Source organism: Serratia silvae, assembly GCF_023282985.1.
GTDB classification, from domain to species: domain Bacteria; phylum Pseudomonadota; class Gammaproteobacteria; order Enterobacterales; family Enterobacteriaceae; genus Chania; species Chania silvae.
Window position 1 is genome coordinate 122,266 of the sequence record NZ_JAGQDC010000004.1, and the last position, 12,003, is coordinate 134,268.

A 12,003-nucleotide genomic window follows, 5' to 3' on the forward strand; every position below is an offset into this window, starting at 1 on the left:
GTTCAGGTTCCCGCAAGGTCGATATATTGCAGGATCAGTCCCTGGGATAATAAGGTCCAGCCGTCGAGTACAACAAACAGTACCAGTTTTACCGGCACCGAGATGGTGATCGGGCTCATCATCATCATCCCTAACGCCAGCAGGATGCTGGAGATAAGCAAATCCACCACAACAAATGGCAAATACAGATAGAAACCAATCTTAAAGGCGCTCTTGATTTCACTTAAAGCATAGGCCGGTAGCAGTGAGAGAATAGAAATTCGCTGCTCTTCCTCATTATAATCAGGCGTATCACTGTCGCGCTGCATTTGCACACGCTCAAAAAAACTGGCGAGTTCTGGATCGGTATATTTCACCAGATAACTACGATAGCTCTCTAGCCCATTATCCAGAAAGTAGGCCATTGAGCTGGCATTCTTGTCCTCGATACGCGAGTACTCTTCGTACCCCTGTTTAAATATTGGGAACATTACAAAGAATGACATGGCTAGCGCCACGCCATTTAGCGTCATATTTGACGGTATCTGTTGCAGACCTAACGCGTTACGTACCATAACAAAAACGATGGAAAATTTGATATAGCAGGTGCCACATGCAATAAGAAACGGCAATAACGTTGAAAAGGCCAGCAACGCAATTAACGAAATATCGTTACTGCTTGCCACTACTGACCTCCGGATTGATTTTCGTTATCTCGACAGCTGGGCAGTCCTCAAACCAGACCAGTTGTCCATTGGCAATAGCCAGGCCGTTGGCTCGCACGATAATATTATTCACCGCCTGCGGGTCGCATTTCATAATACTACCCTGATAAATGGCGGCTAATTCGCCAACCGTGACGGATTTTTGTTGAAAAATAAAATCCAAAGTGACCGGGATCTGTTCAGAATGATGTATTTCCCCGCTATCATGCTCTGTTGTCTGCGTTTCAGTCTGTTCCGCTTCCTCAAACATAATCCCCTCCTCATGATGAATAAAATGACCAATTTTGTGGCAATCAATAACAATGTCGCTAACCTGCCGCTGAATAAGCAAGGCATCACCGGGTTGGAGACTTCTTATCCCCTGATAACTCAACGTGCTCAGACCAATACGGAAATTCAGCGTTAATGGGATCAAGGCAGCGTCCACATGCTCACCACAATGATGATATTCCGGTAATACCTCCATACCACAAAACCAGATATCACCATGTTTGTCGGTAAATCGGTGGAAGCTGGCTGTGGGTTCAGCGTTATCATCGCTCAGTAATCCCTGCGCCACGATACGCTGATAATGCAGCATTTCGGGTAAAACGGCAGTGTCCAGCGGCAGATTGCTATTTTCAAATAGCGTGATTAACTGTGGCAACGACCATGCCTGTGATGCCTGAGCTGCCAGGTCTGGTGCCACCGCACCAAACCATGCTACAACATCAATCACCCCTTGCCAGCCGCTATCCGTTGTAAAACGCAGTAACGATCCCCCCATCGGCAAGGTGTTTTCCGCCTGTCCTAACCCTTGCTCCTGCCATAGCGCCGACAGCCGTTCATACTGCTGTATATGGCGTTCCCGGGTCGGCACTCTTTGCTTTAACATCACTCCTCCTGGTCACGCTGTTGCCGTTTATCCTGCTGCGAATGTTGCTGTTTATGCTCATCTTGCATATCGCGCTGGAGATTATCCGGCACGCCTTCCCGGTTCATGGCAGTAAATAAACGTTGCTGTACCAGAAGATCCGACGGTTGCAAAGCGGCAGCACCGAGCGCAGAGGGTTGCCAAACATTGACATGATGATCGCCCCCCCAACGGGAAAATTGATATTTGAATTCACCGCCGCTTTTGCTCGACACCTCAGCTGGCGCGGATAACTTTTGCAGCACAGTCACTGGCTGTGATTTTTTATGGCCGGTGTGGGTAGCCCCTTGTTCAGCATCATGTGCCGGGCTTTTTACCGCCGCCCCCTGATTAAATGCCCCGGTAATGTTCACCTCTTCAGGTTTTCTGCGATGTTGTTGTAACCCATCCAGTGAATGCCTGGGGCCAGTATCTGGCTGAACGTCCAGAATAACCTCTGCTTTATCTTCACGCTGTCGCCGGGGTTCAGCCTTACCTTGCACCGCAGTGGCCTGGAGCAACGGCACGGCTTTTTCCAACGGTGCTTCTGTCTCCCCATTTTTTAGCTGCACTGGCGCATGTGGCAGCCGTACAACTTTCTCTGTCTCCCCCACAGCCAAGGTAGGTTTTACATCAGTCTGGGTGAGCCGCCGCTTAGGCTGAGAAGTCACCAACATCGGTTCGACATCAGCACGACTGAAACGCCCATTGAGCCGGGAGGTGAGCAACATCGGTTGGATATCAGCCTGGGTACGCCCATTGGGTCGTGAGACAACCTGGACAGCGTCATTACTGGTTCGCTGTCCCGTTTTTGCCTTAATGGTCAGAGGGGGTAAATGTTGAACCCATTGTTGATACATCTGCTGAACGGCCAGCGGATTTTCTTCATCCTGCTGCCAAAATTGTGCATCATCAAAATTGTCTTTCAGTGAAGACGGGGTTTCGTCTACCGGAAGTTCAACCAGCCCGTTTTTCACGGCGGCAGGAGCTACTTGAGACATGCTATTATTTCCTCTGCTTCATTCTCTTCAATACGAACGCTTTTAAGATAATACTGGCGAATTTCTTGCTTTCGCAAAAACTCATATTTATCAGTCTTTTTCGCTAACTGGCGCTGCGTTAACATCAGTTTCTGATACTCATTTCCGCTGCGTTCATACTCAATATCTTTTTGTGAACGCTGCATGGCCAGATCGGCCATTTTTCGGCGCAATACTGCCTGACTACGCTGTACCGCAAAAAGTTTTTCGCGTGAATAATCGCCATGAGGATATAAACCATCGCGTATTTTTTTTACCAAAGCGACGGCCTCATCCAGCTCATTCATCTGTTCCTCAAGGCTGCGAATTTTTCTTACTTCACGGCCCATCAAAACATCATTTTTTTGCTTCTGAATAACACAGCGTTGTTTCAGAGAGTTAACGTGTTGCAGCAAACTCATATAACCCCGCAAGCGTTGTCTGGAAATCAGAATGCTCGTGTACAGACTGGCATAACCAGTTTAACAACGGCTCCCTTTTATGCATCGCGCGGTCGTTCTCTGGGTTTTCACCAGGTTTATACTCCCCCAAGTCGACGAATATTTGCAATTCCTCGATTTTGGCCAGAATACGGCGTACCTCCCCAGCCTGTTGAATATGACCAGCTTCACACACCTGGCTGGAAACGCGGCTGATACTACGCAATACATCAATTGCCGGATAATGGTTACGTGCTGCCAGTTTGCGATTGAGATAAATATGCCCGTCCAGAATGGAACGAATTTCATCGGCAATCGGATCCGGCTCGTCATCGCTTTCCAGCAGGATGGTATAAAACGCGGTAATACTGCCGCTACGCATACAGCCCGGGCGCTCAAGGATGGCAGGCAAAGCATCAAACACCGATGCCGGGTAGCCTCTGCGCGCAGGCGTTTCCCCAGCAGAAAGGGCAACATCACGCAATGCCCGGGCATAGCGGGTGATAGAGTCGATAAACAACACGACATTGCTGCCAGCATCGCGAAAATATTCTGCGATAGTGGTCGCCACCAGAGCCGCATTACAGCGATCTAGTGAGGAATAATCAGACGTAGCATAGACCAGCACACACTTTTGTACCTGTCCAGACTGTTGCAGCTCCTCCACAAACTCCGTGACTTCCCTACCCCTTTCACCAACCAGGGCAATCACAAACACATCCGCATCGGCCTGTTCGATAAGCATATGCATCAACGTGGTTTTACCGCATCCCGCAGAAGCGAATATCCCCAGACGCTGCCCGATGCCGCAAGTCATTAACCCATCAATAGCCCTCACCCCGGTGTAAAACGGCCGTCGGATCCCCACGCGTTCGGTAAATGACGGAGCCTGGACGGAAATGGGTCTATTTTCAACCGTCGTACTCGCCACTTCCTCTCCGAGACGCTGTACAATATTGCCGGAAGGGTCAATCACGCACCCCAGCAGCGCTGGAGACATGGTCACCGACATGGTAGTACCCGTAGGGACAATGACTGCCTCACGCGATAGCCCCTTGGCATTTCCAATAAGACTCAATACTGTGCGTTCTTTGTTAAATCCCAGCACCTGGGCGCGCGCCATCACCTGACTATCGCGCCAGCTTTTTCTGATCTCACAGACTTCACCGATAACACAACCGGGCAACTGTGCTTCAATAACCGGAGCAGAAATATATTGCAAATGGGCCTGGTGGTTTAACAACGACAGCTTTTTCATTACTGATAGATCCTGCAAAAATCTTCTGATAGTGCAAAGAACTCATCCAGCGCGCTGGCAAACTTAGCGGAAGTTTCAAGATACTGGGCATGTACCAACCCTTTTAACTCCACAAAGCCCTCATTCGAGGCAAGCTGAAGCTGACCATTCGCGGCAAACTCACAGCCCTGCATTAATTTTTCCAGTAGCGCGGCACTGCACTGCGAGATCGTCAACCCATTGTCTTCAATCAAACGCGACCATATCCAGACTTCATCCTGCAACTGCGTAATTAAAATGCCTGGGTGGCCGTCAAATTCGAGCGCAATCGTAGAGTGACTGTCAAAATCACCCATAACATCGCTTTGACAACCACTTTCCGTTAATGCCTCACGCAGCAAAATTGCGATATCAATACTCATTATCTCTCCTGGTTATATTGTCTTGACAACATTAATAGACACTGATTCTGTGAGTTCTGAAAACGAAAGCACGTCTAGGTCTTTAAATCTTGATTCAATCAGTTTTTTCAAAAAGCGGCGAATATCTACCGAAGAAAGTACGACCATATCTTTATTGGCGATCGAAATATCTTCCAACCCCAGCGAGAAGCGATCCATTAATTCATCCACCACGGCCGGTTCGAGATTCAGGAACGCGCCGGATGACGTACTACGCACACCGCTCCTCACCTGCTCTTCAAATTCGTGGGAAAGCATGATGACATTAAGCTTGTTGCCATAAGAGAATTTATGGCAAATATAGCGAGCCATCGCACCGCGTACGTGCTCAACCAGCGATATGACATCTTTTTCTCGGGGGGCCCATTGCGCCAGCGCCTCCATAATCATGCGCAGGTTACGCACCGAAATACGCTCGCTTAACAAACGTTGTAGCACCTCAGATATGCGCTGCACCGTAGCATGACGAGTCACCTCTTTCATCAAATCTGGGTATTTCTCTTCCAGTTTATCAAGCATGGATTTTGTTTCCTGGACGCCAAAATATTCATTGACGAAACGTACCAGTATTGACGCCATACAGAGATAAACTTCATCTACCGCTTTACGGGTTTCAAATCCCATCTCAAGCAATGACTTATTAACGTCATGCTCGACCCAGACGGCCCCTTCAATGTCGATAGTGTTAATACCGAGCCCCGGTAATTCACTGACATCACTAATTACCCGATAACCAGGGAAATAAATATAAAAGTGATCGGCCTTAATTTCATTCACCAGCAACGTGATACAGTTATCAGCAATACTCTCGGAGTACTGAATAATGATATCCGGTAGGCTGATGCCATAATCAATATAGAACTGGCTTTTTAGACGTTCCGCCAGTTGGCTGTTTTTCAGCATGGGTTGACAGCTTGCAGGTACCAGCAGCATCAGTGGAATGGTTTCTGCCACCACCGCTTCAACATTTTCAATCAGCCCTTGAGTCAGGTTATCCCCACTGCCTTCAATATGCTCTTTGGTCTGCTCTTTTTTTGCCAGGTGCTCCGGATCATTTTTTCTTTTCTGCCACTGTTTATGCGCATAGATACTAATTAACATCAGCGCCAACAGCAAAAAAGTAAAAAATGGGAAACCCGGCAGGCCACCGATGCCCAGAGCAATAATAGCGGAAATGATCAATACGGTCGGGTTTCCCAGCAACTGCTCAACAATGGTGCGTCCCATATTATCCCCATCGCCGTTCACACGGGTGACGATAAAGCCGGCCCCAATGGCAATCAGCAGCGCCGGGATCTGGGCGACCAGCCCATCACCAATGGTCAACATGGTATAAGTAGAAAGCGCCGTAGAAACGTCCATGCCGTGCTGGCTTACGCCAACACTAATTCCGCCAATCAGGTTGATGAAGATAATAATGATACCGGCTATTGCATCACCTTTTATGAACTTCATCGCACCGTCAAACGAACCATAAAGCTGGGATTCTCGCTCCAGCACGCTACGGCGCTCTTTGGCCGCATCCGCATCCAGCGAGCCTGCGCGCACATCCGCATCGATACTCATCTGTTTGCCCGGCATACCATCAAGAGAGAAGCGCGCTGCCACTTCTGCAACGCGCTCCGCTCCTTTGGTGATTACCATGAACTGTACAATGGTGACGATGGCGAAAATAACAAAACCCACGACAAGATTATCACCAATAACAAACTGACCAAAAGTGGCAATAATCTCCCCAGCATCGGCATCATTTAACACCAGACGGCTGGTACTGACCGACAGCGCCAATCGAAACAGCGTGGTTATCAGCAGTACCGACGGAAATGTTGAAAAGCTCAATATTCTGTCGATATAGAAAGATGACAGAAAAACCAGCGCCGACAATATAATATTCATGCCGATCAAAAAATCAACCAATACCGTTGGCAGAGGAATAACCAGCATGGTGATAATCACAACAACCAGAAGTAGAATAAATAATTCCGGATGTCTGCCTATGCGGTTTAAAAATTTATTCATTCTGATCATGCTCTTCGTTATGACGTTGTTGCGCAATGCGACGACGCTGCTCGATAGACTCTTCAAGCCAGTATTCTTGCGCACATCGCTTAAGTTCCTGCTCCAATACCGTTTTATTCGTAGCGTTTAAAAAAAGCTGCTCGGGTATTTTTTGATACAATCTATAAATAAGATTAATCAATTGTGATAATGTTTTCTTATTTACCCCCTGCGGATCCTTAATAATATGCTTGAAATATTCCTCAAACAGTTCCGCACTTTGCAAGACTCCCAGCATCATAAACAGCCAATCACGCTCGGAGGTACCCAGTGATTTGACTAATGTGGAATTCATTAATGCTTTCACGAAAGAAATATCACTGGAACGCAATAATTTCACCTGACCAATACGGCTGAGCAATGACCCAAACTCAATAAGTGAACAACTAGGGTCGAGGGCATCAATATCTGATATTAACGCACTTTCCATAAAGTCAACAACAATCGTCCGGTGTTCTGGGCCGTAAGAGACAACCCAGTCTTGATAAAGTAAAACTTCATGCTGCTCACTGCTAATAAAGTTACGATAGCTTTCCCGCATTAATCCTGGGGACATATCCAATGCCTTACCAAATAAACGCGCTTTGAGTGCGACATTAATACCTGCCTTAAGCGTTTTAGGGTCGGCTTGCTGCTCGGCCTGTTGCAGTAAATGTTCCAACTTGCCTTTCGTGACTTTATCCAGGTTGCGCCGCCGCAGCATTTCACGCAATACCAGGATCAGATCGCTGTCATCCGGAAAAAGGGATTTCACAAAACGTAGCAGGTCATTAACATTCAGTCCGGCAGTCCCTTTTACCGCCTTCAGGATTTGGTCTACTTTTTCGTGAACATCTTCATCTAATACACGATCGAAACTGCTCTCAGCGCCTGCGCCGGTTTTTTTTTCCAGATCGCGACGATTGCGAAACTGCGCCAGCACTGCGGACATTTCATCCGTCGAGTCAGCAAAGCGCTGTAATAACGCGCCCGGAGACTCATCCTCTACCGGCAATACCTCATCGGAAACACCGGTATCGTTTGTGGAAAGTGACTCTTGTTTCGCAGCAAGTTTTTTCCCATGCTGATCCGATATATAATTAAAGTTGGTATTTCCACCACCAATGCCTATTGCCATTTTTGTGTATCGATATAGTTAGCCATCCAATCTTTAAGTTCACCACTCGCCAGATTTCCCTTTAATTTATCAATCATGATATTAGCATCCGGCTCCAGCGGTGACTCTATTTCTTTGGGTTGAATGAGAAAGACCCTTATCAAGTTGGCATTGCGTTCAGATTTATATCGAAATAACCTACCAATAAATGGCAAATCACCAAGGCCGGGGATTTTTCCATCCGATAGCGTATTTTCGTCGCGTGTATAGCCGCCAATTAACAGACTTTTACCGCGCGGTACTCTAGCTACGGTACTGATATTGGTTCTACCGACTTCCGGCAGACCATCGACTGTATCTTTGGTTTTATTATCCTGATTACCATCCTCAACGTTGATCATCATTTCAATTTCGTTGCTTTGGGTAAAACGGGGTAATACACTCACCAAGGTGCCATAAGTGACATTCTGAAGCTCTACACTACGCTCACCGATAAGCTTACTATAGAATGTTCTATTATTATCAAAAATAGCCGGTATGTTTTCCTGCGTCAGGATCATTGGCCGTGAGACAATATTTGCTTTATTTTTTTCACTCAATGCTTTAGCTGCAGCCATAAATGTTGCACCATCAATTGTCGTGCTGACGCTATTATTCAGAGAGAGACCAAACTTATCGCCAAAATTAACATAACCATTCCACTGAACGCCTAGCTGGTCAAGTGCTTCCTTTTGTAAGTCCACAATCCAGACCGATAACTCAACGTGACGTTTAGGCTGATCCATTTCATGCACAATGTTACGGACATAGGCCACCTGATCTGCACTCCCTCGAACCAGCAAGCTGTTATTGCCTGGGTTGGCGACAATATTCAGCCCACTCTGCACGCTACGCTGTTTCACCGCATCCTCAAGAGTCGTAGCACCTAAAGAAGGGGGCATACTTTTGCTGCCGGGAAATGTTGGCATTTCAAGCGCTTTTCTAGCGCTTCCATCCATTTCTGATAACGACTTTTGTACCTTGCCCACCCCCAATGAAGTACCAAGCAATTCTTGGATCACTGTCGCCATCCCGGGGATAATAATCTCGTCATTGCGATATTTAAAACGACGATCCGCAACAAAAGTATTACTCAACGGGATCACCGCCACCATTTCACGCCCGTCGTAACCGTCGCTTTTTTCATCCAGGAACCGAGCGGCATTGGTGACAACTTCAACATACATTGGTGGCCCGGAGACATAGAATGTCGAATTTCTACTATCGGCACGCAACGGATAGCGTTGATCGTAAAGCCTGGATTGCATAAGAAAATCATGCACCACTTTAAAAGAGGTGTTGCGTAGTGCCACTACAGCGTTGCGCATTTCGGTGGTTTCATAAACATACACCGCATTGCCATCGTCGTACCAAATTAAGCCCAACTGCTCAGTAAGGTCGTTTAGCGTATCTGCCGGCATGGTAAAATCGAACTGCCCAGTGACCTTTTTTCTGGCGGCATTTTTACTCAGAATAACCGGTTTTCTCATCACCGTTGACAGCGCGTCAAATACGCCTTTGACTCCTTCATCTCGAGCCATATATCCAGCGGAATCAGAATGAGCTATTGGCTGCCGAGCAAATGTTTGTGGACTACCCATCATCAATACGACAGCAATAAGGTTGGCACCAACCAGGGACTTACATAAAAAATTCATTTTTTATTAACCATCTGTGATAATCTGCTTCATATTTCTAGCTGAAATGCCAAAAGTATTTTTTACTTCATAGGAAAAATGGGAAAGTGATGAATAACCATGATCCATTGCTATGGTCGTCATGTTTTTATCACCCCCGGATAATTCCAGTAATGCCCGGATCAGACGCCAGTCACGCAAGCCAACTTTCGTTGACTTTCCTAATGCATTCCTTGACAGACGGCGAAAGTGTGCCAATGATAATCCATATTTTACGCACATGTCCTGAATGCGGTTACCAAGCACATCCTCCGATTCAGCGAGAAGGAAACAAATCAGTTGATACCATTCGGTATTACGTAATACCGCAACAAATTTTTTTTGCTCTGGCCCAGAATTTAGCACCTGATTAACATACCAGTACTCTATACTGCGTGTTTCAGATTGCTTGTCTAATGTCGTCGCAAGCACTGCGGATAAATCTGCCCGAGAGAAATCAACACTCTCTGTTGCAGCCTGGTCTAAAAAAACCTGTAGTTTTACCAGTCGTGAACAGTCCAGTTCTCTATAATGTATTTCCCCTTGCAGCACCTCAATTTTTGCAGAGTCGGCAACCAAGAGATATGTACTTCCTGCACTCAGTAGATGTTCATCATATTTATTCTTTGATGAGGCGGCGACAACACTTTCGCCAGTGCTATTAATTAATAATAGCCCAGGACAATTGAGAGAAATCACCTCATCAAAACCTAAACAACTACTTGTCGTTATCCTTTTCATTGCTCACCTACTTGGTTTATAGTCAATGTTAGACACAATCTGACTATACAAGCAACACCACAACAAATCATGACCAAAATATAATGAATCCCCCTCCTCCACCCAGAAATCCATCATAATCCCATCACCTTGGTTAGTTCTTGGTGACTTCCATTTTATTATAGACCCGCCATACCTTGCTGGCATATTTCATACGCAATTTATGACGCCCCTTCCCTGTTCCAGCGTTGTAGGCACCCACCGCCTCCCAAGAGTAACCATAGATTTTCATCATCTCAGATAATATAGAAGCCCCGACTAATACCGAAACACAGGGATCTTTATATAGCAGATCTTTACTGATACCAATACGCTGTAAACGTGGTAAATGCATACTGTTTATTTGCATCAGGCCATAGTCAACGGAACCATTTTTGTTAACACCCTTAGCTTCTTGTTTCATCCCTGATTCAACCTGAGCAATGGCAGTAAGAAGCTTACTTTCTATCCCGAATTTTTGCTCTGCGTAAATCCAACAATCTGCCTTTGCCACCGGCAATATAAACATCAAGATGATGGGAAGTCTGTTCATTTTCATAGAAAAAAAATCCCCACACATTTTAACTTCCTCACTATTATCGACTTTGATTTCTCTACATTTCTAAGTGTTTTTATATTACCAAGTATGCTTTTATTTACCTGTCCATTGGCTCCATTCTGATGTAAATATGACCGTTCAATGACAGCCATTTTATTCAGGTCAGAAAATGAGTCAACCGCGCTAAACCTATCACTATTAAACTTCTTTTTTACCAGTTTAAGTAACCAATTGAATTTGGGAATAGCTAACGATGTCGCCACCTTTTTCTGCAAGATATCATACGCTGAAAAATAGTCTTTACTAAGATAAGCTAAACATGCCAAATAGTAATTAACCGTCAGATTATTTGGTGCTAAAATTTTCGCCTGCAATAAATAGATAGAATAGCGATATTCATTATTGCCTAATGACAAGATAATACCAAGCATCGCCAAAACATCAACATTTAAAGGGTCAGATAACAGAATCTCTTTGGCCTGAATCTGGATCATGCTAATGGTTCTGTAATGTGATAGCGAATCTCTCAAAATGTATACATAAAGATAATCATCAACAATACCCTTCATATCCTCTATACTATAAACATCATTTTGCAGTTTTTTATTAAAAAATCTATCGCAATCTAAATTCACATCCAGCACTCGAGACTCGTCATGAAACATTATCCCACCCTCTTCATACCGAGCTGAGTCATCATCATCCTCATTGGCACAAATCTTGACAGGTGAACTAAAATAATATCCTCGGGAATAAATGGTACAGATGGATTTATTGACTCCTTTATCTCCAAGATAGCGTCGTAATGCATAAATACAGCGCGTTAGCGATTCATCACTAACCCCTGAAAACCCCCAGGCATAATTCAACAAATCATCTTTACTAATAATTCTTCCGGCACCTTCCACTAAACAAGTTAGCACCCTTAACTCTTTTGGTGGTAAGGGGATAATTTCACCACTCTTTTCCAAATGAATATTTGGATATAGTGTGTAGCCAGAAAATTTATAACAACTAATGCCATTTATGTTTTGCATCATGCCTCCATTAAATATGGAGTAAC

At 45.4% G+C, this 12,003-nt stretch carries 12 protein-coding genes; all 12 read right to left on the bottom strand.

Annotated features, from left to right (window positions below; genetic code table 11):
• Positions 1 to 2: 2 nt before the first annotated feature.
• The 12 genes from KAJ71_RS07125 to KAJ71_RS07180 all read right to left on the bottom strand — a co-directional run bounded on the left by KAJ71_RS07125 (position 3) and on the right by KAJ71_RS07180 (position 11,977).
• Positions 3 to 665 carry an EscR/YscR/HrcR family type III secretion system export apparatus protein gene (locus KAJ71_RS07125; protein WP_248945074.1) on the bottom strand — a complete coding sequence of 221 codons (663 nt, stop codon included), beginning with the start codon at positions 663 to 665 and terminating at the stop codon, positions 3 to 5.
• Positions 652 to 1,578: a FliM/FliN family flagellar motor switch protein gene (locus KAJ71_RS07130; RefSeq protein ID WP_248945075.1), complete on the bottom strand. Its 927-nt coding sequence runs from the start codon at positions 1,576 to 1,578 to the stop codon at positions 652 to 654. The genes KAJ71_RS07125 and KAJ71_RS07130 overlap by 14 nt, the downstream gene beginning before the upstream one ends.
• Positions 1,578 to 2,597, bottom strand: a complete 1,020-nt coding sequence (locus tag KAJ71_RS07135; protein ID WP_248945076.1) for a SpaN/EivJ family type III secretion system needle length determinant — start codon at positions 2,595 to 2,597, stop codon at positions 1,578 to 1,580. The genes KAJ71_RS07130 and KAJ71_RS07135 overlap by 1 nt, the downstream gene beginning before the upstream one ends.
• Complete coding sequence (locus KAJ71_RS07140) at positions 2,585 to 3,037, bottom strand: SpaM family type III secretion system protein (protein ID WP_248945077.1); 453 nt, start codon at positions 3,035 to 3,037, stop codon at positions 2,585 to 2,587. Before KAJ71_RS07140 ends, KAJ71_RS07135 begins: the two co-directional genes overlap by 13 nt.
• A complete protein-coding gene (sctN, locus tag KAJ71_RS07145; protein ID WP_248945078.1) occupies positions 3,015 to 4,313 on the bottom strand; it encodes a type III secretion system ATPase SctN in 1,299 nt (432 codons plus the stop codon). Before sctN ends, KAJ71_RS07140 begins: the two co-directional genes overlap by 23 nt.
• Entirely contained in the window at positions 4,313 to 4,714 is a 402-nt protein-coding gene (locus KAJ71_RS07150; RefSeq protein ID WP_248945079.1) for an InvB/SpaK family type III secretion system chaperone, read from the bottom strand. The genes sctN and KAJ71_RS07150 overlap by 1 nt, the downstream gene beginning before the upstream one ends.
• Positions 4,715 to 4,726: 12 nt before the next feature.
• Entirely contained in the window at positions 4,727 to 6,772 is a 2,046-nt protein-coding gene (locus tag KAJ71_RS07155) for an EscV/YscV/HrcV family type III secretion system export apparatus protein (RefSeq protein WP_248945080.1), read from the bottom strand.
• Positions 6,765 to 7,928 (bottom strand): type III secretion system gatekeeper subunit SctW, encoded by a 1,164-nt coding sequence (gene sctW, locus KAJ71_RS07160; protein WP_248945081.1) that lies wholly within the window; start codon positions 7,926 to 7,928, stop codon positions 6,765 to 6,767. Before sctW ends, KAJ71_RS07155 begins: the two co-directional genes overlap by 8 nt.
• A complete protein-coding gene (gene sctC / locus KAJ71_RS07165) occupies positions 7,919 to 9,604 on the bottom strand; it encodes a type III secretion system outer membrane ring subunit SctC (RefSeq protein WP_248945082.1) in 1,686 nt (561 codons plus the stop codon). The genes sctW and sctC overlap by 10 nt, the downstream gene beginning before the upstream one ends.
• Before the next feature lie 6 nt (positions 9,605 to 9,610).
• The gene (locus tag KAJ71_RS07170; RefSeq protein WP_248945083.1) at positions 9,611 to 10,363 is read right to left on the bottom strand and encodes a helix-turn-helix domain-containing protein; all 753 of its coding nucleotides are present in this window, start codon (positions 10,361 to 10,363) and stop codon (positions 9,611 to 9,613) included.
• A 133-nt stretch (positions 10,364 to 10,496) separates the two neighbouring features.
• Positions 10,497 to 10,934 (bottom strand): type III secretion system invasion protein IagB, encoded by a 438-nt coding sequence (gene iagB, locus KAJ71_RS07175; RefSeq protein ID WP_248945235.1) that lies wholly within the window; start codon positions 10,932 to 10,934, stop codon positions 10,497 to 10,499.
• Positions 10,935 to 10,936: 2 nt separating this feature from the next.
• Positions 10,937 to 11,977, bottom strand: a complete 1,041-nt coding sequence (locus KAJ71_RS07180; protein ID WP_248945084.1) for a winged helix-turn-helix domain-containing protein — start codon at positions 11,975 to 11,977, stop codon at positions 10,937 to 10,939.
• Positions 11,978 to 12,003 lie beyond the last annotated feature (26 nt).

Bases quoted from the DNA above. Each gene is read 5' to 3' on its own strand.
- KAJ71_RS07150 (WP_248945079.1), bottom strand. From the start codon at position 4,714: ATGAGTATTGATATCGCAATTTTGCTGCGTGAGGCATTAACGGAAAGT.
- iagB (WP_248945235.1), bottom strand. From the start codon at position 10,934: ATGAACAGACTTCCCATCATCTTGATGTTTATATTGCCGGTGGCAAAG.
- KAJ71_RS07155 (WP_248945080.1), bottom strand. From the start codon at position 6,772: ATGAATAAATTTTTAAACCGCATAGGCAGACATCCGGAATTATTTATT.
- sctN (WP_248945078.1), bottom strand. From the start codon at position 4,313: ATGAAAAAGCTGTCGTTGTTAAACCACCAGGCCCATTTGCAATATATT.
- sctW (WP_248945081.1), bottom strand. From the start codon at position 7,928: ATGGCAATAGGCATTGGTGGTGGAAATACCAACTTTAATTATATATCG.
- KAJ71_RS07180 (WP_248945084.1), bottom strand. From the start codon at position 11,977: ATGCAAAACATAAATGGCATTAGTTGTTATAAATTTTCTGGCTACACA.
- KAJ71_RS07170 (WP_248945083.1), bottom strand. From the start codon at position 10,363: ATGAAAAGGATAACGACAAGTAGTTGTTTAGGTTTTGATGAGGTGATT.
- KAJ71_RS07135 (WP_248945076.1), bottom strand. From the start codon at position 2,597: ATGTCTCAAGTAGCTCCTGCCGCCGTGAAAAACGGGCTGGTTGAACTT.
- KAJ71_RS07130 (WP_248945075.1), bottom strand. From the start codon at position 1,578: ATGTTAAAGCAAAGAGTGCCGACCCGGGAACGCCATATACAGCAGTAT.
- sctC (WP_248945082.1), bottom strand. From the start codon at position 9,604: ATGAATTTTTTATGTAAGTCCCTGGTTGGTGCCAACCTTATTGCTGTC.
- KAJ71_RS07140 (WP_248945077.1), bottom strand. From the start codon at position 3,037: ATGAGTTTGCTGCAACACGTTAACTCTCTGAAACAACGCTGTGTTATT.